This is a genomic window from Pseudarthrobacter sp. PH31-O2 (assembly GCF_030063265.1).
Classification (GTDB): Bacteria; Actinomycetota; Actinomycetes; order Actinomycetales; family Micrococcaceae; genus Arthrobacter.
In genome coordinates, this window is the sequence record NZ_JASIST010000001.1 from 733,762 (window position 1) to 756,628 (window position 22,867).

Annotated in this window: 18 protein-coding genes; 9 read left to right on the plus strand and 9 right to left on the minus strand. The window is 66.5% G+C overall.

Annotation, left to right across the window (positions count from 1 at the left end):
* Positions 1 to 14 precede the first annotated feature (14 nt).
* From QMG72_RS03330 to QMG72_RS03340, 3 genes are read right to left on the minus strand one after another with little or no spacing between them, the layout of a single operon-like run.
* Positions 15 to 929 carry a MaoC family dehydratase gene (locus QMG72_RS03330; protein WP_226775867.1) on the minus strand — a complete coding sequence of 305 codons (915 nt, stop codon included), beginning with the start codon at positions 927 to 929 and terminating at the stop codon, positions 15 to 17.
* The gene (locus tag QMG72_RS03335) at positions 926 to 2,266 is read right to left on the minus strand and encodes a 3-oxoacyl-ACP reductase (RefSeq protein ID WP_226775868.1); all 1,341 of its coding nucleotides are present in this window, start codon (positions 2,264 to 2,266) and stop codon (positions 926 to 928) included. The genes QMG72_RS03330 and QMG72_RS03335 overlap by 4 nt, the downstream gene beginning before the upstream one ends.
* 9 nt (positions 2,267 to 2,275) lie before the next feature.
* Positions 2,276 to 3,688, minus strand: a complete 1,413-nt coding sequence (locus tag QMG72_RS03340; RefSeq protein ID WP_282359929.1) for an acetyl-CoA C-acetyltransferase — start codon at positions 3,686 to 3,688, stop codon at positions 2,276 to 2,278.
* 68 nt (positions 3,689 to 3,756) lie between these two features.
* Here QMG72_RS03340 and QMG72_RS03345 point away from each other — a divergent pair, with 68 nt between their 5' ends.
* Together QMG72_RS03345 and QMG72_RS03350 are read left to right on the plus strand one after the other, a co-directional pair.
* A complete protein-coding gene (locus tag QMG72_RS03345; RefSeq protein WP_226775885.1) occupies positions 3,757 to 4,503 on the plus strand; it encodes a TetR/AcrR family transcriptional regulator in 747 nt (248 codons plus the stop codon).
* 83 nt (positions 4,504 to 4,586) lie between these two features.
* The gene (locus QMG72_RS03350) at positions 4,587 to 6,713 is read left to right on the plus strand and encodes an acyl-CoA dehydrogenase family protein (RefSeq protein ID WP_282359930.1); all 2,127 of its coding nucleotides are present in this window, start codon (positions 4,587 to 4,589) and stop codon (positions 6,711 to 6,713) included.
* 85 nt (positions 6,714 to 6,798) lie between these two features.
* Here the strand turns inward: QMG72_RS03350 and glgA are convergent, their stop codons facing one another.
* Entirely contained in the window at positions 6,799 to 8,004 is a 1,206-nt protein-coding gene (gene glgA, locus QMG72_RS03355) for a glycogen synthase (protein ID WP_226775871.1), read from the minus strand.
* Between the two features lie 95 nt (positions 8,005 to 8,099).
* On the opposite strand from glgA, the gene glgC reads away from it, so the two are divergent.
* From glgC to QMG72_RS03370, 3 genes are all read left to right on the plus strand, one after another.
* The gene (gene glgC, locus QMG72_RS03360) at positions 8,100 to 9,515 is read left to right on the plus strand and encodes a glucose-1-phosphate adenylyltransferase (RefSeq protein WP_226775886.1); all 1,416 of its coding nucleotides are present in this window, start codon (positions 8,100 to 8,102) and stop codon (positions 9,513 to 9,515) included.
* 72 nt (positions 9,516 to 9,587) lie between these two features.
* Positions 9,588 to 11,051 carry an SDR family NAD(P)-dependent oxidoreductase gene (locus tag QMG72_RS03365; protein ID WP_283479638.1) on the plus strand — a complete coding sequence of 488 codons (1,464 nt, stop codon included), beginning with the start codon at positions 9,588 to 9,590 and terminating at the stop codon, positions 11,049 to 11,051.
* Between the two features lie 87 nt (positions 11,052 to 11,138).
* A complete protein-coding gene (locus tag QMG72_RS03370; RefSeq protein WP_226775873.1) occupies positions 11,139 to 11,609 on the plus strand; it encodes a pyridoxamine 5'-phosphate oxidase family protein in 471 nt (156 codons plus the stop codon).
* 38 nt (positions 11,610 to 11,647) lie between these two features.
* On the opposite strand, the gene QMG72_RS03375 is transcribed toward QMG72_RS03370, so the two are convergent.
* Positions 11,648 to 12,100 carry a universal stress protein gene (locus tag QMG72_RS03375; RefSeq protein WP_226775874.1) on the minus strand — a complete coding sequence of 151 codons (453 nt, stop codon included), beginning with the start codon at positions 12,098 to 12,100 and terminating at the stop codon, positions 11,648 to 11,650.
* 290 nt (positions 12,101 to 12,390) lie between these two features.
* On the opposite strand from QMG72_RS03375, the gene QMG72_RS03380 reads away from it, so the two are divergent.
* Positions 12,391 to 13,119, plus strand: coding sequence for a response regulator (locus QMG72_RS03380; protein ID WP_226775875.1), 729 nt, complete (start codon positions 12,391 to 12,393; stop codon positions 13,117 to 13,119).
* 43 nt (positions 13,120 to 13,162) lie between these two features.
* On the opposite strand, the gene QMG72_RS03385 is transcribed toward QMG72_RS03380, so the two are convergent.
* The gene (locus QMG72_RS03385; protein WP_253033580.1) at positions 13,163 to 14,863 is read right to left on the minus strand and encodes a GAF domain-containing sensor histidine kinase; all 1,701 of its coding nucleotides are present in this window, start codon (positions 14,861 to 14,863) and stop codon (positions 13,163 to 13,165) included.
* Positions 14,864 to 15,032: 169 nt separating this feature from the next.
* Between QMG72_RS03385 and QMG72_RS03390 the strand changes: the two genes are divergently transcribed.
* Positions 15,033 to 15,521 carry a pyridoxamine 5'-phosphate oxidase family protein gene (locus QMG72_RS03390; RefSeq protein WP_226775876.1) on the plus strand — a complete coding sequence of 163 codons (489 nt, stop codon included), beginning with the start codon at positions 15,033 to 15,035 and terminating at the stop codon, positions 15,519 to 15,521.
* Positions 15,522 to 15,611: 90 nt separating this feature from the next.
* Here the strand turns inward: QMG72_RS03390 and QMG72_RS03395 are convergent, their stop codons facing one another.
* The 3 genes from QMG72_RS03395 to QMG72_RS03405 all read right to left on the minus strand — a co-directional run bounded on the left by QMG72_RS03395 (position 15,612) and on the right by QMG72_RS03405 (position 19,018).
* Positions 15,612 to 16,463, minus strand: coding sequence for a transglutaminase family protein (locus QMG72_RS03395; RefSeq protein ID WP_283479641.1), 852 nt, complete (start codon positions 16,461 to 16,463; stop codon positions 15,612 to 15,614).
* Positions 16,460 to 17,386 (minus strand): alpha-E domain-containing protein, encoded by a 927-nt coding sequence (locus tag QMG72_RS03400; protein ID WP_226762129.1) that lies wholly within the window; start codon positions 17,384 to 17,386, stop codon positions 16,460 to 16,462. The genes QMG72_RS03395 and QMG72_RS03400 overlap by 4 nt, the downstream gene beginning before the upstream one ends.
* A gap of 75 nt (positions 17,387 to 17,461) precedes the next feature.
* Positions 17,462 to 19,018 (minus strand): circularly permuted type 2 ATP-grasp protein, encoded by a 1,557-nt coding sequence (locus QMG72_RS03405; RefSeq protein ID WP_253032779.1) that lies wholly within the window; start codon positions 19,016 to 19,018, stop codon positions 17,462 to 17,464.
* A gap of 163 nt (positions 19,019 to 19,181) precedes the next feature.
* On the opposite strand from QMG72_RS03405, the gene QMG72_RS03410 reads away from it, so the two are divergent.
* Positions 19,182 to 20,213, plus strand: coding sequence for a YeiH family protein (locus QMG72_RS03410; RefSeq protein WP_282359933.1), 1,032 nt, complete (start codon positions 19,182 to 19,184; stop codon positions 20,211 to 20,213).
* Between the two features lie 4 nt (positions 20,214 to 20,217).
* Positions 20,218 to 22,821 (plus strand): aminopeptidase N, encoded by a 2,604-nt coding sequence (pepN, locus tag QMG72_RS03415; protein ID WP_282359934.1) that lies wholly within the window; start codon positions 20,218 to 20,220, stop codon positions 22,819 to 22,821.
* The last annotated feature ends 46 nt before the right edge of the window (positions 22,822 to 22,867 follow it).

Genomic DNA, 22,867 nt, shown 5'->3' on the forward strand with positions numbered 1-22,867 from the left:
TGGTTGCCGCGGCGCTACGGCAGGGCAGCAACCGAGCCGCTGAAGTGTTTGCGTCCGGTACGCGGGTTCCAGGCGACGAAGTCGGAGCGCCGCCACGCCCCGTCATCGGTGTGGCCGGTCCCGATCTCAAGGGCCACGCGGGCCGGCAGGAAAACCGGCGCTTCAAACGAAACCTCCCAGCTGAATCCGTCGGCCTTCGCGGCGCCCACGTCCGCAAGCGCCCTCGACGCCAGATACATGCCGTGTGCTATCGACCGGCGCAGCCCCAGGGCCTTGGCCGAGAGGACGCTCAGGTGGATCGGGTTGAAGTCGCCGGACACGGCAGCGTACGCGCGTCCCGTGTCCACGCCCAGCTGCCATAGCGCGGTCGGATTCGGTGCCGCAAAAACGGCCGGAACCGGAGCGGCCGTGGGCTTGTCGATTCCCGGCAGGAACACCCCTTTCGCCAGGTACGTCGAAACACCTCGCCAGCTCACAGCGTCCTCCCCCGCGCTGCGCACCTCGGTGACGAGATCCAGCTGGGTCCCTGAGCGGTGCCCCCTCAGGTTCTCCGCCCAGGAACGGATGTCCAGGGCCTGGGTGAAACGCAACGGCCCGGATTGCACTACCCGGTTCTCCAGGTGGATCATCCCCAGCAGCGGCAGGGGAAAATCATCCCGGTTCATAACGCTCATTGCCAGCGGGAAGGACAGCGCGTGGACAAATCCGGCCGGCAGGATGTCGCTGGCGGTCTCACCGATCAGGTGCTGATAGGCCGTGAGGTTTTCCACCGCCGCCGTGACGCCGCGAACCTCGTGCTGTGTCTCGGGGAGTCCGGCGCCGGCATGGGTGCCCAACACCCGTCGTCGGGCAGCGGTGGCCGCAGCGTTGACGTACAGCTTGGACAGTGACGGCAACTCCCCCAGGATGAGCGGCCGTGATGGGTTCATGCCCCCACCAGGTTCTGCCCGCAGACGCGCAGTACCTCACCGGTTATGCCGCCGGCCGCGTCACTGGCCAGGAACGCGATAGCCTCGGCCACGTCGCCCGGCCGGCCGCCCTGTTGGAGCGAGTTGAGCCTGCGCGCGATCTCGCGGGTGGCAAACGGGATCCTGGCGGTCATCTCCGTTTCGATAAAACCAGGAGCAACGGCGTTGATGGAGCCGCCGTGCGTGCCGATCAGCGGGGCCGTCGCCCGGACCATTCCCATCACGCCACCCTTCGAGGCGGCGTAGTTGGTCTGGCCGCGGTTGCCGGCAATCCCGCTGGTGGACGCGACGGAGACAATCCGCGGTGCGCTCCGAAAGTGTTCGGAGGCGAGCAGTGCCGCATTGATCCGCAGCTGCGCGGCGATGTTGACCCCGATGACGGAGTTCCAGCGGCCCTGGTCCATGTTGGCCAGCAGCTTGTCCCGGGTGATGCCGGCGTTGTGGATAACAATGTCCAGCCGCCCGTGGCGTTCCACGGCGTGGTCAATAATGCGCTGACCGGCGTCCGTGCCGCTGATGTCCAGCTGCAGCGCCGTGCCGTGCACTTCGTTGGCGACTGCTGCGAGGTGATCCCCGGCCGCCGGGATATCAACGGCTACGACTGTTGCACCGTCACGGTGGAGGGTACGCGCAATCGCAGCGCCGATTCCGCGCGCGGCTCCGGTCACGACGGCGACCTTGCCCGCCAGCGGCTTCTCCGCGTCGGCCGGCAGTTGCCCTTCGGTGCTGCTCACGGTCAGAAACTGTCCGTCGATGAACGCCGAACGGCCGGAGAGGAAGAACCGGAGCGCGCCGAGGGCGCTGGGGCTTGTGGTCCGGGCGTCCCCGGACAGCAGGATCCCGTTGGCCGTTGCACCGGCACGGAGCTCCTTCGCAAGCGAGCGCAGGAGACCGTCGACGCCTTGGCGGGCCGCCGCGGCGGCGGGGTCCGCGTTGGCGGTCGCGGTGCGGGAAACGGTGATGACGCGCGAGTGAGCGGCCAGGTCCCGGAGCGAGGCGGCTGCCGTGAGGACCGGCTTCTCGAGGTCCTCCGGCCGGGTCAGCCCATCGAGGACCAGGATGATGGCGCCAAGCTTCTCCTTGGGAACCGCGTGACGGCGAACATCGAGATTCCAGGACAGCAGGATCGACGCGAGATCGTCTGCTCCGCTGCCGGTACCCTGGACCAGAACAGGGCCGCTCACGAACGGCTGCCCCGGTGTGTAGCGCCGCAGAACCACCGGCTGTGGCAGGCCAAGTTTGCGCGCGATGTCCCGGCCGAGCCCCCGGCTCACCAGTGCGGTGTATTTATCAGGCATGGGATCCCCCTAGTGAGATTCAAGAATAGCGACGACGCCCTGGCCGCCGGCGGCGCAGATGGAAATGAGTCCGCGGGCGGGACGGCCATTAACCGGGCCCCTGGCGTGGAGCATCTTCGCGAGCGTGGCGACGATTCGTCCGCCGGTGGCGGCGAACGGGTGGCCGGCGGCGAGGGAGGATCCGTTAACGTTGAGCTTGGACCGGTCAATGCTGCCGAAGGCGCCGTCCAGGCCCAGCCGGGTACGGCAGAATTCCTCGTCTTCCCACGCGGCCAGGGTGCTCAGTACGGTGCCGGCGAAAGCCTCATGGATCTCGAAGAAGTCAATGTCCGCAAGGCTTAGTCCGTTACGGGCCAGCAGGCGGGGAACGGCGAAGGCCGGCGCCATCAGGAGCCCGTCCTTGCCGTGCACAAAGTCGACGGCCGCCGCTTCGCCGTCGACGACGGTAGCCAGCTTGGGCAGGTCGTGGGCGTCGGCCCATTCCTCGGCGGCGAGCAGGACTGTCGAGGCGCCGTCAGTGAGCGGGGTGGAGTTGCCGGCCGTCATGGTTGCCGCTGTGCCAAGGTTTTTGCCGAAAACGGGTTTGAGCGTGGCCAGCTTCGCCAGGCTGGTGTCGGAGCGCAGATTCGAGTCGCGGGTAAGGCCGCGATACGGAGTGAGCAGGTCATCGAAGAAGCCCGCGTCGTAGGCAGCGGCCAGGTTGCGGTGGCTGTTAAAAGCCAGTTCGTCTTGCGCTTCCCGTGTGACCTTCCACTGCGCGGTGGTGAGCGCCTGGTGTTCGCCCATGGACAGGCCGGTGCGCGGTTCGCCGGTGCCGGGGGCGTCCGGGGTGAGATCCTTGGGCCGGAGCCGGCTCAGGACCTGCAGGCGCTGGGGCAGCGTCTTGGCACGATTGAGGTCAAGAAGCACTTCGCGCAGTCCCTCGCTGACGGCAATCGGAGCGTCAGAGGCGGAGTCGACGCCGCCGGCGATGGCCGAATCGATCTGGCCGAGCTTAATCTTGTTGGCCAGGCCGAGGACCGTTTCCAGTCCGGTGGCGCAGGCCTGCTGCACGTCATAGGCGGGGGTCTCTGCGGACAGTGCGGAGCCAAGCACGGCTTCACGGGTCAGATTGAAATCACGGGAGTGCTTGAGTACGGCTCCGGCAGCTACCTCACCGATGCGTTCGTCCTGGAGGCCGAACCGTGCGATCAGCCCGTCCAGCGCCGCCGTCAGCATGTCCTGGTTGGAGGACTTGGTGTACGCGCCACCGGTCCGGGCAAAGGGGATGCGGTTTCCGCCCACGATGACCGCCTTGCGGAGCTGCGGCGCCGCCGTGCGCGCGGCGGGGGCGGTGGCGATTCCCGCTGTGCCTCCTGCCGGCGCCGTGGCTGCGGGAGTCGGTTCCTGCGGTCCGGGTGTGGACTGTCCGTCGACGGTCATGGGCTGTCTCCTTTGATCAAAGCGGGTTACCGATACCCAGCGTACCTGATACGCTGGGTATCGTGAACATTCCCCAGCCTGATCTTCCCGGCGGCAGTACCTCCGGCACCCACGCCGCCGGCAGCGGCAGCGTGGATGGCCGGGCCTCGCGCTGGCAGCCGCATCGCGAGGAGCGGCGCCGGGAGCTGATCAAAGCTGCCCGCAAGGCAGTGCACAGGCTCGGCAGCGACGCTTCCATGGAGGACATTGCCGCCGCGGCCGGTACGTCGAAGTCAGTCTTCTACCGATACTTCGGGGACAAGGCAGGGTTGCAGCAGGCCGTCGGCGAAGTGGTTCTGAGCCAGATGCAGCGCCGCATCCAGGAAGCCGCGCAGGGAGCCCAGACGCCCCGCGAAGGACTGCTTGCGATGGTTTCCGCCTACCTCCAGATGGCGGAGACAAGCCCCGCCGTCTACACCTTCGTTACGCGCTACACCCCCGGCGAGGCGGATGCCGGGGGCGCCAGCATCCCCGCAGCCGGCGCCCTGGGCCACTTTTTTGCGGCCATTAGCGGCATGATCGCCCGGCCCATGCACAGCCACCTCGGCGACTCGACGGGGCGCGAAGCCGTACTCGGGTACTGGCCGACCGCCGCGATCGGCCTGGTCAGAAACGCCGGTGAGCAATGGCTTGCCAGCCCGGCTACGCCTGCCAAGCCCGGCCAGGAAGCGATGGCACGCCAGATCACCGACTGGCTGTGCCTGGGCATAGCCCCGGAGCTCCGCCCGGCCACCGCTGTGTCCGCGCCGGCCGGCGCGGCTCCGGCATCACCGTGAGCCGGCCGGCCCCAGTTCCAGTACCGACTTTTCCAGAATTCAAGTGTTAGAACCCAAGTGTCAGAACCAAAGAAGGAATCGACATGACCGAACTCGCCGACCGCCACGCGGTCCCTGCCACGCCCCGACCTGCTGCGGAGCGCAAGTCCGCCCGGCCGGCGAACTTAACCGGGATGGCGGCTCCCGTCGTCGATGTTGAACTGCTCGGCGAGCTGCTGCTGGGAAAGTGGGCCGACACCCGCCGGACCGCACGGGCGCTCGCAGGGCACCCCGAACTGCACAAGACGGAGGGGCTTACCCATACCGAACACCGCCGGCGTGTCTTCGGCCAGCTGAAGATCCTGGTGGAGAACGGCGCCGTACACCGTGCTTTCCCGGCGGCCGTCGGCGGCGCCGACGAGCACGGCGGCAACGTCGCCGGGTTCCAGGAACTTGTTATCGCGGACCCTTCGCTGCAGATCAAGGCCGGCGTCCAGTGGGGTCTGTTCGGCTCCGCCGTCAACCACCTCGGCACCGAGGAGCACCACAAGAAGTGGCTGCCCGGCATTATGAACCTTGACATCCCGGGCTGCTTCGCCATGACGGAGACCGGCCACGGATCGGACGTCGCCAGCATCGCCACCACAGCCACCTACGACCCGGACACCGCGGAATTTGTGGTCCACACGCCCTTCCGGGCCGCGTGGAAGGACTACATCGGGAATGCCGCCGTCGACGGACTCGCCGCCGTCGTCTTCGCCCAGCTGGTGACGCAGGGCGTCAACCACGGTGTGCACGCCTTCTACATGAACCTCCGGGATCCCGAAACCAGGGAATTCCTGCCCGGCATCGGGGGCGAGGACGACGGGGTCAAGGGTGGACTCAACGGCATTGACAACGGCAGGCTGCACTTCACGAGCGTCCGGATCCCGCGCACCCACCTGCTGAACCGCTACGGCAACGTTGATGACGATGGCAGCTACAGCTCGCCCATCGCCAGCCCGGGCCGCCGCTTCTTCACCATGCTTGGCACCCTGGTCCAGGGCCGGGTCTCCCTTGACGGTGCCGCCGTGACCGCGTCGAAGCTTGCCTTGAAAACGGCGATCCAGTACGCCACAGAACGCCGCCAGTTCAACGCTTCCTCGCCAACCGATGAGGAAGTACTGCTCGATTACCAGCGGCACCAGCGCCGGCTGTTCACCCGTCTGGCCACCACGTATGCCGCCGGTTTCGCCAGTGAGCAGCTGTTGCAGAAGTTCGACGACGTTTTCTCCGGCCGGGCCGACACTGACGAGGATCGCCAGGATCTGGAGACCCTCGCGGCGGCGCTTAAGCCGCTCAGCACCTGGCACGCCCTTGACACCCTGCAGGAATGCCGCGAAGCCTGCGGCGGGGCAGGTTTCCTGATCGAGAACCGCTTTGCCTCGCTGCGTGCGGACCTCGACGTCTACGCCACCTTCGAAGGCGATAACACGGTGTTGCTGCAGCTGGTCGCCAAGCGGCTGCTGGCCGACTATGCCAAGGAGTTCCGCACCGTGAACTTCGGTGTGCTCGCCCGCTATGTGGTGGGCCAGGCCACGGGGGCCGCCATCCACCGGACGGGCCTGCGCGGCGTCGCCCAGTTTATGGCTGATTCCGGGTCGGTTCAGAAGGCGGCCATCGCGATTAAGGACGAAGCCAGCCAGCGCGCACTGCTGACCGACCGGGTGCAAACCATGGTTGCCGAGGTGGGCGCGGCGCTCAAGGGCGCCAACAAGCTGCCCCAGCAGCAGGGCGCCGCCCTGTTCAACAGCCACCAGGACGAACTCATCGAAGCCGCCCAGGCGCACGCCGAGCTGCTGCAGTGGGAAGCCTTTACCGAGGCGCTTGGCACGGTCACGGACCCGGGAACCCGAAAGGTCCTGACCTGGCTGCGCGATCTCTTCGGCCTGGCCCTGATTGAAGACAACCTGTCCTGGTACCTGATGAACGGCAGGCTCTCCATGCAGCGCGCCCGGACCGTGGGCGGCTACATCAACCGCCTGCTGGTGAAGATCCGTCCGCATGCCCTGGACCTGGTCGATGCCTTCGGGTTCGGGCCGGAACACCTCCGCGCTGAGATCGCAACGGGCGCTGAGAAGGTCCGCCAGGATGAGGCCCGCGAGTACTTCCGCAGGCTGCGCGCCAACGGGGATGCCCCCGTGGACGAGAAGATCCTCTTGGCACGCAAGGGCCACGGGAAAAAGTCCTAAGGTCCCTGCCCGGTCCGGAACACCACAACGGCGCCGCCCCCGCAAGGGGGCGGCGCCGTTGTGGTGTGTGGCCGGATGCCTGCGGTCAGGAGTTCGTGGGGAGCACCGAGCGGTAGACCGCAAGAGTGGTTTCGGTGATGGATTCCCAAGAGAAGTGTTCTTCGGCGCGGCGCCGGCCGGCCTGGCCCATGGCGCGGGCCCGGGCGGGATCGGTGACAACTTCGGTCAGCGCGGCAGCGAATTCGGTGACAAATTTCTCCGGATCCAGCGGAGTGCCGGTCCCGTCCGTGACTTGCTCGATGTCCACCAGCAGTCCGGTCTCGCCGTGCTGTACCACCTCCGGGATTCCGCCGGTGGCACTGGCCACCACGGCGGCACCGCAAGCCATGGCCTCAAGGTTTACGATGCCAAGGGGCTCATAGATGGACGGGCAGGCAAAAGCAGTGGCGTGGCTGAGCACCTGGATCAGCTCGTTGCGCGGCAACATCCGCTCCACCAGGATCACACCGCTGCGCTGGGTCTGCAGCTGCGCGATCAGGCGGGAGGTCTCGGCGGCAAGCTCGGGGGTGTCTGCGGCACCAAGGCACAACACCAGCTGCACGTCGGCCGGCAGTTTGGCGGCCGCGCGAAGCAGGTAGGGCACGCCCTTCTGGCGGGTATTGCGGCCGACGAAGACTACGCTCGGCCGTGCCGGGTCAATCCCCAGGGCGCGGACGACGTCCTCTCCTTCGTCCCGGTTCCAGAGGCTCACATCGATGCCGTTGTGCACTACCTTGACCTTGGCGGGGTCCACCTCCGGGTAGCTGCGCAGAATGTCCTGGCGCATGCCCTCGGAGACTGCGATGATGGCGGCTGCGGCCTCGTAGGCAGTCTTTTCCACCCAGGAGGACACGGCGTAGCCGCCGCCAAGCTGCTCGGCCTTCCACGGGCGCAGCGGCTCCAAACTGTGGGCACTGAGCACGTGTGGAATGCCGTGCAGCAACGAGGCGATGTGCCCGGCCATGTTGGCATACCAGGTGTGTGAATGCACGATGTCGGCGCCGGCAATATCCGGCACAATCCGCAAATCCACTCCGAGGGTCTGCAGCGCAGCGTTCGCCGTGCCCAGATCCCCGGGCACGGCGTACGACGTGACGCTCGCGCCGTGATAGTCGGGTTCACGGGCCGCGCCGAAGGCGCGAACCTGCAGATCCACGTGCCGGGCCAGCACACGGCTGAGCTCGGCCACGTGGACCCCGGCGCCGCCATAGATTTCGGGCGGGAATTCTTTGGTCACAATGTCTATACGCACAAACTCCAAGGTAGTCGTTACGGTGGAACTGATCTAGTGTGAAGACGTTCGGGCGAGCCGGACTGTTTGTGGAAGTACAAAGGCGTTCAGGAGCGATCACTATGCCGAATAAGAAAGTTTTGGCCATTGTCCTTGCCGGTGGCGAGGGTAACCGGCTTATGCCATTGACGGCGGACCGGGCCAAACCCGGCGTGCCCTTTGCCGGGAGTTATCGCCTGATTGACTTTGCGTTATCCAACCTGGTCAATTCCCGCTATCTGCAGATCGTTGTGCTTACGCAGTACAAGTCGCACAGCCTGGACCGTCACATTTCCGAAACCTGGCGGATGTCCACCCAGCTGGGCAACTACATCGCCTCCGTCCCGGCGCAGCAGCGAGTGGGCAAAAGCTGGTTCCTCGGCAGCGCGAACGCCATCTACCAGTCGTTGAACCTCATTCAGGATGCCAATCCCGACATCGTCGTCGTCGTCGGTGCAGACCACGTATACCGGATGGACTTCGGGCAAATGGTCGACCAGCACGTCGCCAGCGGCGCCAAGGCCACAGTGGCCGCCGTACGACAGCCGCTGCACATGGCCGACCAGTTCGGTGTGATCGAAGTGGACCCGGATAATCCGGGGAAGATTGCCGCGTTCGTCGAGAAGCCCGCCACCACCCCGGGGCTCGCCGCCGACCCCACCCAGTTCCTCGCCTCCATGGGCAACTACGTGTTCAGCACCGACGCCCTGGTCGAGGCCCTGCACCTCGATGCCGAGCGACTTGATACCAAACACGACATGGGCGGGGACATCATTCCCTACTTCGTTGACCAGGGCGAAGCCGGCGTCTACGACTTCACCCTGAATGAGATCCCGGGCTCCACGGAACGCGACCGCACCTACTGGCGCGACGTGGGCACCATCGACTCGTTTTACGATGCGCACATGGACCTTATCTCTCCCGTTCCGGTATTCAACCTGTACAACTCCGAATGGCCGATCTACACGCGGCAAAGCATTTCCCCGCCGGCCAAGTTCGTCCGCGGCCAGAAAAACACTGTCGGCACAGCGATGGATTCCATCGTTGCCAGCGGCACCGTGATTTCCGGCGGCATCGTGGAGGGCTCAGTTCTCTCCAACGACGTCTACGTCGGCACCTCCAGCCGGGTCCTCGACTCGGTGCTGATGGATAAGGTCACCATTGGCTCCGGCGCAGTCGTCAAGCGCGCCATCATCGACAAAAACGTCAAGGTCCCGGCGGGTGCCGCGATCGGCCTCGACCACGATCTGGACCGGGCCCGCGGATTCAAAGTCACAGACTCCGGCATCACTGTCCTGTCGAAGGGCCAGCATGTTCCCGAACCCGGCGAAGCTGAACGCGCCCTGGCCGCCGCCAACCTGATCCTGGTGCCGAACGCAGTCAAGGCTGCCACGGAAAACTGGCCCGCGCTTCGTGAATCCGTGCACAAGGTAGCCGAAGTGCAGGCTGCCGCGGTGGGCGTGGCTGCTCCACAGCCGACCGAAGCCCACTGATCCGGCGCTGCTGCGCCGGGAGCCCGGTACCGGCGTCGGTCCGGGCTCCCGTCAGGCTGTAAAATTGGGGCAATGAGCTCTCCCGATGTGCCGTCCGATCTGACTCCCGAGGAAATCCGGGCCTGCCTAAAGGTCCTGAACAGCATCCACGTCTACGACGAGGCGCACCCGGACTACGTCTCGGTGCGCCGCGCCACCGGGAAGATGTTCAAGGCCGTGAAGCGGCACCGCCGGGTCAGTAAGCGGGACATGATCGCCGAAGCGGACCGTGCCGTGATCGCACAGACCGCTACGGCGGCCCCGGACCGGATCGACGACGAAACCCGCGGTAACAAACTCGCGCCCTCGGCCACCGGCGAGATTGCCGGGCACTTGATCAAATCCAGGCCCTGCTATATCTGCAAGCAGCATTACACCCAGGTGGATGCTTTCTACCACCAGCTGTGCCCTGATTGCGCCGCCTTCAGCCACAGTAAGCGGGACGCACGGACCGACCTGACCGGACGCGCAGCCCTGCTGACCGGCGGCCGGGCGAAGATTGGTATGTACATTGCGCTGCGGTTGCTCCGCGACGGCGCCCACACCACCATCACCACCCGTTTCCCCAAGGACGCTGCCCGCCGCTTTGCCGCGATGGAAGACAGCAGCGAATGGCTGCACCGGCTCAGGATCGTTGGGATTGACCTCCGCGACCCCTCCCAGGTGATGGCACTGACCGATTCGCTCGAGGCGGCGGGTCCGCTGGACATCATTATCAACAACGCAGCCCAAACCGTCCGGCGCTCCGGCAATGCCTATCAGCCGCTCGTCGACGCCGAGGATGAACCCCTCCCCGCGGCGCTCCAGGCGGCCAATGGCGGCCCGGAACTAGTCACCTTCGGCCACGCCCACGACAAGCACCCGCTGGCCCTCGCCAGCACCGTCCTGGATCACCCGGTGCTGGCTGGAGACGCCATCACCTCGCTGGCGTTGTCCGCGGGTTCCGCATCCTTGGAGCGCATCGCTTCCGGCACCGCCATCGACGCCGGCGGCCTGGTCCCGGACCTGGCCAGTATCAACAGCTGGACCCAGGTGCTGGACGAGGTGGATCCCCTGGAAATGCTGGAGGTCCAGTTGTGCAACGTCACCGCGCCGTTCCTGCTGGTTAGCAGGCTTCGAGGGGCGATGAAACGCTCAACCGCCCGGCGGAAGTACATCGTCAATGTCAGTGCCATGGAGGGCCAGTTCGCCCGAGCCTACAAGGGCCCCGGCCACCCGCACACCAATATGGCCAAAGCGGCGCTGAACATGATGACACGGACCAGCGCCCAGGAGATGCTGGACGCGGACGGCATCCTGATGACCGCCGTCGATACCGGCTGGATCACCGATGAGCGCCCGCACTACACCAAGGTCCGCCTGATGGAGGAGGGTTTCCACGCTCCCCTGGATCTGGTCGACGGGGCCGCCCGGGTCTACGACCCGATTGTGGTGGGCGAGTCCGGCGAGGACCAGTTCGGCGTCTTCCTGAAGGACTACAAGCCTAGTCCGTGGTGAGCGCGGGCTGGTTTCACGCCGGTGCCGGGAGGGTCCGGGCCCTATGGCCCTAATGGGTTCCCGGCAGTGCCCGTAACGTTGGTGCACATGAATACAGAGACGACGCCCGCGCCCGAATTCGGGCTGTCCATTGACCAGTGCTGGGTCCTGCTGGACACGGAAGTGGTGGGGCGGATCGCCCTGATTGTGGATGGGCACCCGGAGATATTTCCGGTGAACTTTGCGCTGGACCGCCGCTCGATCGTCTTTCGCACCGCCGGTGGCACCAAACTCTGGGCGGCTATGACGGCGAAGCCGATCGCCTTTGAGATCGATGGCTACGACGCCCACGAACAGCAGGCGTGGAGTGTTGTTGCCCGCGGCGAGGCGCAGCTGATTGAGAGCCAAGAGGACAAGGACGCCGTCGACGCCCGCCTCCTTGAGCCGTGGCAGCCGGGCGACAAGGGCTACTATGTGCGGCTCTCCCCCAAGGCCTTGACGGGTCGCCGGTTCACAGTGAGGAACCCGGATCTCTGGAACACCCGCCTCTCTGATCCCCGCCGGGCCTCTTTCGAGTAGCTTTCGAATAGCTGCCGCCGGGCTGGAGCCTGCGGGCGCTACCTCGCAGCTTTGGGTTCCGGGGAATGGACCACCAGCACCGGGCAGTGGGCGTGTGCCACCAGGGCGGAGCTGACCGAACCGATGAGCAGTCCGCCGAAGCCGCCATGGCCCCGGCGCCCTACCACCAGCAGTTCGGCGCTCCGGCTGGCCTCAAGCAGGGTATGGCGGGGGTGGCCCTGGACGAGTCGGGTTTCGAGGTTGGCGGGGACGTCCGCCCCGAACGCCTTCTCCACGGCTTCCTGCAGGATTTCATCGGCGCGGACATCGAAGTCGTCGATGCCCATGGCGACATATCCGTCGTAGACCGGGGGGACGTCCCAGCAGGCCAGCGCCACAACCGTCGCGGAGAGCGCTGCGGCGAGACTCTGGGCCTGGCGCAGGGCTTCAACCGATGCATCGGAACCGTCGACTCCCACCACAATGGTCCGGACTTTGGTGGCTTCGGTCATGGCAGATCCCTTCGGTATACAACTGGCACGTCCTGCCTACCATGACCTGCTGGCCGCAGCAGCGCCTAGGGCCAAAAGGCATGGGCAACACACGCCGGAACTGTCCCGGCGGGACCTAGGACCCTTGTCCGGTCCCGGGACACGGAGAAGAATGGCAGTCGTTGGGAACGGAACCGGCGGCCGGAGCGGACAATGGGGAGTCTGGGAATCCCGCGCCGGCATAATCGTCGGAGCGGGCCTCGGAGTATCCGCACCATACACGGCAGCATAAGCCGCCGGACAGGAGAATCATGATTGCCTGGGCAGACGCAGGTCTCACTGCAGCCGACGGGGCACCGGCCGTTATCCGGGTCTTTATCCTTGATGACCACGAACTCGTCCGGCGCGGGCTCCAGGAGCTCCTCGAGGGTGAGGGCTTCCTGGTGGTGGGCAGCTCGGGTTCCGCCGTCGAGGCGACCCGGCGCATTCCGGCCCTCCATCCTGACGTCTGCGTCCTGGACGCCCGTCTGCCGGACGGGACCGGAATTGAGGTCTGCCGCGACGTACGTTCGGTGGACCCGTCGCTGAACTGCATTATTCTGACGAGCTACGACGACGAGCAAGCACTGCGCGGAGCGGTTCTGGCGGGCGCGAGCGGCTATGTCCTAAAGGAGATCGGTGGCACTGACCTGATCGGGGCGCTGCGCCGGGCTGCTGCCGGCGAGTCCCTCTTCGCGGAGGGCGTCGCCGCCGGAATCGTGGACAGCTTGGTGGCGGCCGAAGATGTGGACCCCAGGACTGCCTCCCTGACGCCGCAGGAGCGGCGGGTACTGGAGCTGGTGGGCGGTGGGCTCACCAACCGCCAGATTGCAGCGGAGATGTTCCTCGCCGAGAAGACCGTCAAAAACTACGTTTCGTCACTGCTGGCCAAGCTGGGCTTTGAACGGCGGACGCAGGCTGCGGTGTTTATCGCGAGCCCCGCGTCGCCGGCACCGCAAGGAAGCCACGCGGAAGCACACCGACCCCACAGCGTCCGTTAGCCGGCGGGCCTCGAACCGCGATCACTGCCCGCGACGGCTACTGCTATAGCGGCACGGACCATTCAAGGCTGGTGCCGGCGTCCGGAGCGCTCGTGATGGTGCAGCTGCCGTCCAGCATCCGGGCACGGTCCTCAAGGTTGGCCAAACCCCGGCGTTTTCCGGGTTCGGTGAAGCCTGCTCCGTTGTCCGTGATGACCACTGTCACCCTGCCTTTGACGACACCTACCGACACGGAGATGGCGTCGGCGCCGGAATGCCGAAGTGCGTTGCTGAGGCCCTCCGACACCACAGCCACAACATTGTCCGCTTTATCAGGGGTGACGGCGTCCACCGGTCCGGTGATGGTCAGGCTGGGTGCGAACGGCATGGACTTCGCCGAGCTGCGTGCCACCCGGCGGATCCGTCCGCTCAGCAACTCGGTTTCGCTGCTGCTGCTCTTGAGCGAATAGATCGTGTCCCGCAGGCTGCGGATCGCTTCGTCAAGTTCGCCGGTGATGGTGCGGATCCGATCGGTCGCGAGTTCGTCCTTGGTAAAGCGGGTCAGGCTCTGGACGCTCAGTCCGGCCGCGAACAAGCGCTGGATCACCAGGTCGTGCAGGTCCCGGGCGATGCGTTCCCGGTCCGTGAATACCAGCAGTTCTTCCCGGAGCCGGTGCACGCGGGCCAGTTCGAGGGCGAGGGCAACGTGGGAGCCGAAGACGGCGCCCATCTCGATGTCGGTCCGGGCGTACTGCAAAGAATCCGTGTCCCGGACCAGGATCAGGAGTCCGTGATGGGCGCCCTGGGTGCTCAGCGCCACCGCCAGCAGCGGGCCGGTGATTCCGCCGTCGATCCCGCCGAACAGGGCGGAGGCGTCATCGAGTACAACAGGCTCGCCGCCGTCGAGGACACTTTCCAGCAAGGGCAAATCCAGTGTGAGCGACCGGCCGGAGAACTGCGCACTTTTCGCTCCTGCCACCCCGGCGACAAGATAGCCTCGGCCGCCGGCAGCGGGTGCCACCAGCATTGCGAGCTGCGAGCCGGACTCCTGGAGGGCCCGGCTTGCGATGGGGTCCAATCCGCCGAAGGTGTAGTCGCGGTCATTGCTGAGCATCAGCCCCGAGACGTCCATGCAGGCTTCCAGCCAGCGGGCCCGGCGCCGGGCGTCGTCGTAGAGCCGGGCATTCTCAATGGCAACCCCCGCGGCGGCCGCCAAAGCGACGGCGAGACCCTCGTCTTCTGCAGTGAAGTCGCTGCCGTCCTCCTTTTCGGTCAGATAGAGGTTGCCGAAAACGACGTCCCGGACCCGCACCGGGACGCCGAGGAAGGAGTTCATGGGCGGATGGTCCGCCGGGAATCCATAGGATTCAGGATGGCTGCGCAGGTCATGAAGGCGGAGCGGGCGGGGATCGGAAATCAGCAGGCCCAGGACCCCGTGCCCGGTAGGAAGGGGTCCGATCCGGTGGGCCAGTTCTTCGTCGATGCCGACAGTGATGAAGTGGCTGAGGGCCCGGTCATCGCCGATGACTCCCAGGGCCCCAAAGCGGGCCCGGAGCAAGCGGCAGGCGGACTGGACGACCCTTTCCAGGACGGCGTCCAGGCTGAGGTCCTCGGCAATAGCGACCACGGCCTCCAACAGGCCGGCCATCCGTTCCTGGGACTGGAGCAGTTCCTCTGCCCGGGAAACGAACCCCTTGAACGTGTCGTCAATCATGGGCTCTGGCTCGGCGGTGGTCTGGTCCGGACGGTTCCCTGCTGAATGCATGCTCATGGCCCCAATTCGATACAACGAACACAACTGTCGTCCGCGCTGGCGACGGTGATGCCAGACTACCCTGATGCTGGCGCATCGGCCCTCGGAGCCCAACGATGGAGCTTCGGATTGTGACCTTTTGCCCTATCGGCTGCCCAGTACCTGACGTAGGGTCGCTGACATGAGTACTGACCCGAAGCCGGAAAAAACCCAGCAGGCACATGAAGTTGAGAACCTGGACCACCACGAATGCTGGCGGCTGCTACGCGGCGTGACCGTTGGCAGGCTGGCCGTCTGGGTGGATGGCCATCCCGACATATTCCCGATTAATTACAAGGTGGACCACGGTACCCTGGTCTTCCGCACGGCTGACGGCACCAAGCTGCAGGCTGCCACCGGCGACACACCGGTGGCGGTGGAGGCAGATGGGGTGGACGCCGACAGCGGCATCGCGTGGAGCGTGGTGATCAAGGGCCAGGCGGCCCCGGTGCAGAACGTGGAGGAGGTTCTGGACACCGTGGGGCTGCTCCTGTTCCCCTGGCAAGCGGGCAAAAAGGAACACTTTGTCCGGATCACCCCTGACTCGGTGACCGGACGCCGGTTTAAAGTGGTTCCGCCCCTGACCTGGTGGACACCACTGGATGACGCCACCCGCTCCGGACTCGAATAGCCCCTCCCCAGGGATGCCCGTCGGCTGTGCTGACCCCGGGGCTACCGGAGCAGCCGCAACTGAGAGGGCAACCGGGTGGGGTGCCGGGAATCAGGCCAGCCGGGTGATTTCGACGCTGACATTGAGTGCTGAGCCTCCGCCGCCGGACAGGATGCCCTTAAGCGGTGCCACATCGCGGTAGTCACGGCCCCTCGCCACTGTGACATGGAGGTCGCCCGCCGGTTTGTGGTTGGTGGGGTCCCAACTGCGCCATTCACCGTCCCACCACTCCAGCCAAGCGTGCGACTGCCCGGCCACCGGCTCGCCGAGTTCCGCCGTCGAGCGCGGGTGGAGGTAACCGGACACGTAGCGGGCAGGGATCCCCCGGCTGCGCAGCGCGCCGATGGCAAGGTGCGCCAGGTCCTGGCAGACGCCCTGGCGCTGGCCCCAGGCTTCCGCGGCGTTTGTGGTGACTCCGGTGGTGCCCTTCATGTAGGTCATTTCCCCGCGCATCCAGCCAAAGACAGCCATCGCCGCCTCGTGCGGATTGCGGTCCCCCACCACGCCGGGGATGATCCCGAGCACTTCGGCGCCCGGGCCGGTGAGCTGGGACTGCGGAATCCAGTCGCTGAACTTGTTGAGCGTTTCCGCGGCGCCAAGAACCTTCCAGCCCACAATGTCCGCCTCCGCCGGGACCCGCTCCGCCCGGTGTACCTCCACGGTTGTGGTGGACAGGACCTCCAGGTGCTCGTGCGGCATCTGCATGTCAAAGGCGGTCACCCGGGTGCCCCAGTAGTCGCGGTAACTGCTCAGGGCCGCCTGTGACGGTGAAACCTTCAGCGAGGACTCCAGCACCACCTGTTGGGGGTCCGTCAGCGGGGTCATGCGGGCTTCGTTGTACGAGAGCGTAACGCGCTTGTTGTACTTGTACGCGGTCTTGTGGATGATGCTCAGCCGGGTCATGAAACTTCTCCCACCCAGGCCAGTTCGTCTGCCTGATTGAAGTACTTACGGGAAATGGCGTCCGAGGCCTGCGAGACGGCCTTCTGGACGCGCTCCATGTGCTCCGGAAGTTCGGACATCAGGTCGTCGGTCCGGTGGAACTCCAGGAACGTCCGGGCCTGCCCCACGATCCGGCGGGCGTCGTTGATAAAGCCAACGCGCTGGGCCGAAGGGTCCAGCATGGCGAGGCACTCATCCGCGTCCCGCAGCGCATAGACGATGGACCGGGGGAACAGCCGGTCCAAGAGCAGGAACTCGGCGGCATGCTGATCGCCGAAAGCCGCCCGGCGGGTCCGCAGGAAGGATTCGTAGGCACCGGCGCAGCGGAGCATGTTCACCCAGGACATGCCGGCCGAAAGGACGTCCCGGGTGGAGAGCATCCGCGCTGTCATGTCCGCGCGTTCCAGCGAGCGGCCCAGGACCAGGAACTGCCAGCTCTCGTCGTGGCTGACCGTGGTGTCCGCGAGTCCGCTGACCATGGCGGTCCGCTCCAGCACCCAGTTGCAAAAGCGGTAGGTGCCCACAACGTCCTTGCGGTGCTGGTTGAGCCCGTAGTAGGTCGTGTTGAGGCTTTCCCAGAGGCCTGAGGACACCGTTTCCCGGGCCCGGCGGGCGTTTTCCCGCGCCGCACCGAGTGAACCGGCAATCGACGTGGCACTTTGTTTGTCGTACGCGAGGGCGTTGAGCAGTTCGGGGAGGCCGAAGTCCTCACTCTGTGCCCGGGCGCCCATCACGGCAAGGAGCTCCTGCGCGACGCTGCGCTGTTCCTCCATCGGAAGGTGATTCAGGCGCTCCAGGTGGACGTCCAGGATCCGCGCGGTTCCGTCGGCCCGTTCCACATAGCGGCCGATCCAAAACAGTGACTCGGCGATACGGCTAAGCATGGGCGGTTACCTCCGGCGCATCGGAAACATAAAAAGGACGGGTCAGCGGAAAAGCGATCGACATGGTGCCTCTGGTCATTGCTGCTGCTCCTTCTGGCTGTCGCGCCAGTTGCTCTCTACAGGCCAGACCGAGACCCGCTCGCGGACCTCGATGGCCGGACGCGGGAGGGTCTCCACCGGCACTTCGGGGGAATCCGCCAGCACCCAGGTGTCCTTGGAACCGCCGCCCTGGCTGGAGTTCACAATCAGGGAGCCCTCCTTCAGTGCCACCCGGGTCAGGCCGCCGGGCAGCACCCAGACGTCGTCGCCGTCGTTGACGGCGAAGGGACGCAGGTCCACGTGCCGCGGGCCGAACTTGTCGCCGCTGAGCGTGGGAACGGTGGACAACTGCAGGACCGGCTGCGCGATCCATCCCCTGGGGTCCGCGATAACGCGTTTGCGCAGGGCCTCAAGTTCCTCCCGGGAAGCATCCGGACCGATCACCAGTCCCTTGCCGCCGGAGCCGTCCACGGGCTTGACTACGAGTTCGGCCAGCCGGTCAAGGACCTCTTCGCGGGCCGCTTTCTCCTCCAGCCGGAAGGTGTCCACATTGGCGATCACGGGTTCTTCGCTGAGGTAATAGCGGATCAGGTCCGGGACGTAGCTGTAGACCAGCTTGTCGTCGGCGACGCCGTTACCCACGGCGTTGGCAATTGTCACGCCGCCGGCCCGTGCGGCGTTGACCAGGCCCGGACAGCCGAGCATCGAGTCGGCGCGGAACTGCAGCGGGTCCAGGAACTCGTCATCGATGCGCTTGTAGATCACGTCCACGCGCTGCTCGCCGGCGGTAGTGCGCATGTAGACGCGGTTGCCGCGGCAGATCAGGTCCCGGCCCTCGACGAGTTCGACGCCCATCAGGCCGGCGAGCAGGGTGTGTTCGAAGTAGGCACTGTTAAAGACGCCGGGGGTCAAGACGACGACTGTCGGGTCATCGACGCCGGACGGTGCCGTCTTGCGCAGGGCGGAGAGCAGCCGCCGCGGGTACTCCTCGACCGGCCGGATGAGCTGCTGGCCAAAGGCCTCCGGCAGGCCTTTGGCCATGGCGCGGCGGTTCTCCAGGACGTAGCTGACCCCCGAGGGGACGCGGACGTTGTCCTCCAGGACCCGGAAAGTTCCTGCGGCGTCGCGGACCACGTCGATGCCGGAGACATGGACACGGACACCGCCGGCCGGTTCAAAGCCGTGCACCTGGCGGTGGAAGTGTGCGCTGGTTGTGACGAGCTGGCGCGGGATGACGCCGTCGGCCACTACCGTCATCTTGTCGTAGACGTCGTTGAGGAACGCTTCGAGGGCCCGGACGCGCTGCGCCACACCCTTCTCCAGCACGGTCCACTCATCGGCCGGGATCACCCGCGGCACGATGTCCAGCGGAAAGGGCCGTTCCTCCCCCGCAAAGTCGAACGTAACGCCGCGGTCCAGGAAGGTCCGCGCCATGGAATCTGCCCGGGCAGTGACATCGGCCAGCGAAAGTTCCCGCAGGGCGCCGGCAACCTGCCCGTACGACTGCCGGGGCTGTTGCCCGGGGGTAAACATCTCGTCGTAGGCGCCGGTGCGTTCGGCGGCCACCGAGTAATCCAGGAATAGGTCAGACATGGACACTAGACAACCACCTTTTTGTTGCGAAATCATTTCCGCGCCCGCTGAGCGCGGCGCGTCCGGGCGCGGGGAGCAGTTCGGGCTCGGGCTGCGGGCTGCCCTCGGTGCTGCCGACGTGGCGGTGACGGCTTTTTTCGGGCACTTGCGGGACAGTGGATAGGTGCCTCACTTCCCTCATCCATCGCTCCCGGCTGCCGGTCGCCTGAGCAGGCTGCTGCCGGGGCTGCTGGCCGCCGCGGCCGCCGTCGCCCTGGCCCTCGCGGTCCACACCCAAGTGCCGGCGCTCCCGGCCATGACGCTGGCAGTTGTGTTCGGGCTCCTGGCCGCAAATATCCCCGGCCTGGGCGCCTGGTCCGCCGGGCCCGGGCGGCCGGGGCTGGACTTCGCCGGCAAACACCTGATGCGCGCCGGAATCGTGATCCTGGGCCTGAAAGTCAGCCTGGTGGATGTACTCGGTCTTGGTTGGGCCGCACTGCTGCTCATCACCGGCGTTGTGCTGGCCGCCTTCGCCGGGACGTATGTCATCAGCAGGCTCTTTCGCCTGCCACCCCAGGTCTCCCTGCTGATTGCGACCGGTTTTGCCATCTGCGGCGCCTCGGCCATCGGGGCGATGGCCGCGGTGCGCCGGATCCGGCAGCCGGACACCGTGTTGCCGGTGGCCCTCGTAACCCTGTGCGGCACCCTGGCCATCGGTGTGCTGCCGCTGCTGATTCGGCCGTTGGGACTGAGCCCTGAGGTCTTTGGGGCCTGGACCGGAGCCTCCGTGCATGACGTGGGACAGGTGGTGGCCACGGCGCAGACCGCCGGAGCGGGCGCACTGGCCATCGCCGTCGTCGTAAAACTCACCAGGGTGATCCTGCTGGCACCCATCGTCGCCGCCGCGGGGCTGCACCACCGCAGCCGCGCCGACGCCGGGGACGGACTCAAGCGGCCGCCGATCGTACCGCTGTTTGTGCTCGGTTTTGTGGCCCTCGCAGCCCTGCGCAGCACGGGCTGGCTGGCCCCCGGCATCCTCGAGGGCGCCGCGGTGCTCCAGGACGTGGTCCTGGGGATGGCGCTGTTCGGCCTCGGCTCTGCGGTGCGGGTGGGTCAGCTGCTGCACACCGGTGCACGGGCGCTGCTGGCCGCCCTCGCGTCCTGGCTGCTGATCGCGGCGCTGGGACTTGGCGCCGCGTTCCTCATGATTAGATAGCGGGGTGTCGAACCAGAACCTGCGCCGCGATGAAGCCGCCGACCGATCCGCCCTGATTGCCACCCACAGCTACGATGTCACCCTGGATGTCCGGGCGGCCGCTGATGCGGACGTCGACGGTTACACAAGCCGCAGCGTCATCACCTTCTCCGCCCGTGAACCGGGCCGCTCAACGTTCCTTGACTTCATCGGCGAGGTGCAGAGCATTTCCCTGAACGGCAACCGGCTCGCCGTTGCCGACGTTGTGGACGGGTCCCGGATCCGGCTGGAGAACCTGCAGTCGGAGAACCAGGTCGCCGTCACCGGGACCGCGCTGTACAGCACCTCCGGGGAGGGTATGCACCGTTTCTTCGATCCGGCCGATGACGAATGTTACCTGTACACCCAGTACGAGCCGGCCGACGCCCGCCGCGTGTTCGCCAACTTCGAACAGCCCGACCTCAAGGCCGAATTCACCTTTCACGTTCTGGCGCCGTCGCGTTGGCAGGTGTCCTCCAACGGCATCGAGACCCGGCGGACGCCCGTGGCGGGCGAGCCGGACGTGAGCCGCTGGGACTTCGCCCCGACCAAAGCGATGTCCACGTACATCACGACGGTGCTGGCCGGCCCATATTTCAAAGCCGAGGATTCCTGGAAGGGTACCCTGGCCGACGGGAGCAGCCTGGTTGTCCCGCTCGCCCTCTACTGCCGGGCGTCGATGGCACCGTCCTTCGACCCGGAGGTGCTGTTCGCGCTCACGAGGAACGGCCTGGATTTCTTCAACCGGCTCTTCGACTTCCCGTACCCGTGGGGGAAATACGACCAGGCGTTTGTGCCCGAATACAACCTTGGCGCCATGGAGAACCCGGGGCTGGTGACCTTTACGGAAGGCTACGTCTTCACCTCCCGGGCCGCCGATTCGCAGTACCAGGCCCGCGCCAACACGCTGCTGCACGAAATGGCCCACATGTGGTTCGGGGACCTCGTCACTATGCAGTGGTGGAACGATTTGTGGCTCAAAGAGTCCTTTGCCGACTACATGGGAACCCTTGGCGTGGACCGGACCACGGACTGGGCCACGGCCTGGGTGAACTTCGCCAACAACCGCAAGGCCTGGGCCTACATGCAGGACCAGCTGCCGACCACGCACCCGATCGTCGCGGACATCCCCGACCTCGAGGCCGCCAAGCAGAACTTTGACGGGATCACCTACGCCAAGGGCGCCTCGGTACTCAAACAGCTCGTCGCCTACGTGGGCTTCGAGGCCTTTGTGGCCGGCTCGCGCCAGTATTTCAAGGATCACGCCTACGGGAATACGACCCTGGCCGAGCTGCTCGCCGCGCTGGGCGCCGCCTCCGGCCGGGACCTGGCGGGCTGGGCCCGTCAGTGGCTGCAAACCTCCGGCATTTCCACCCTCCGCAGTGAGATCGAGGAGCGCGACGGCGTCATCGGTACTGTGACGCTTCGCCAGGATGCCGAAGACCCGGCCACGGGCCGGCAGGAGCCGCGCCCACACCGGCTGAAGATCGGCCTTTACAACGCGGACGAAGACGGTGCCCTGGTCAGGACCGACAGCGTCGAGATTGACGTCGACGGGGCACACACCGAGGTGACGTCCCTCACCGGCAAGCTACGGCCGGCCCTGCTGCTGGTCAACGACGAGGACCTTAGCTACGCCAAGGTCCGCCTGGACCCCCGCTCGGAAGCCACCGTGCGGTCCTCCCTCGGCGCGCTCAGCGACCCGATGGCCCGTGCCCTGTGCTGGACGGCACTGTGGGACTCGGCCCGAGACGCGGTCACTCCGGCGTCCCTCTACGTGGACGCCGTCAAGCGCTTCGGGCCCGCGGAGTCCGGGATCGGCGTGCTCCTGACCGTCCTGGGCAACGCCGCCACCGCGATCGAACGTTACGTCCCCGCGGCCGGGCGGGACGCCGTCCGCCACGGCTTCCTGACGCTCGCTGCGGACGAACTGCTGCGGGCCGCGCCGGGATCCGACCAGCAGCTGGCGTGGGCCCGCACGGTCGCCACAACCAGCCGCCACAGCAGCGGCCTGCTTGACCTGCTGCGCGGCATCCTGGACGGCAGCACCGTCGTTGAAGGCCTGTCCGTGGATGCGGAGCTCCGCTGGAACTTCTGGCACGCACTGGCCGCCAACGGCGAGGCCACACCCGCCCGGCTCGACGCGGAGCTGGCCCGGGACAACACCGCCGCCGGGAGGGCCGGGCACGCCACCGCCCTCGCAGCCCGCCCCGAGGCGGCTGTGAAAGAGGCAGCCTGGCGCGAGGCGGTGCATGGCAACTCGCTGTCCAACCAGTTGCTGAGCGCAACGATCACCGGTTTCACCACGGCACCGGCGCCGCTGCTGGAGCCGTTCGCGGACCGGTATTTCGACGCACTGGAGGACGTCTGGGCCGGGCGCAGCATCGAAATAGCCAGCCGGATTGTCCGCGGGCTCTACCCGGCAGGTCAGGATCTGGACGCCGGCACTGCAGATACGAACGCCGTTATTGTCCGGACGGACCAGTGGCTTGCCGGCCACCCGGATGCACCGCGGGCGCTGCGGCGGATCATCATCGAACAGCGCAGCCACCTGCACCGGTCGTTGACCGCACAGGCCCGCACCGTATAGGCCAGTACCGCGGAGGCCCGTACGGGCCGGGACCGCGGCTGACCCG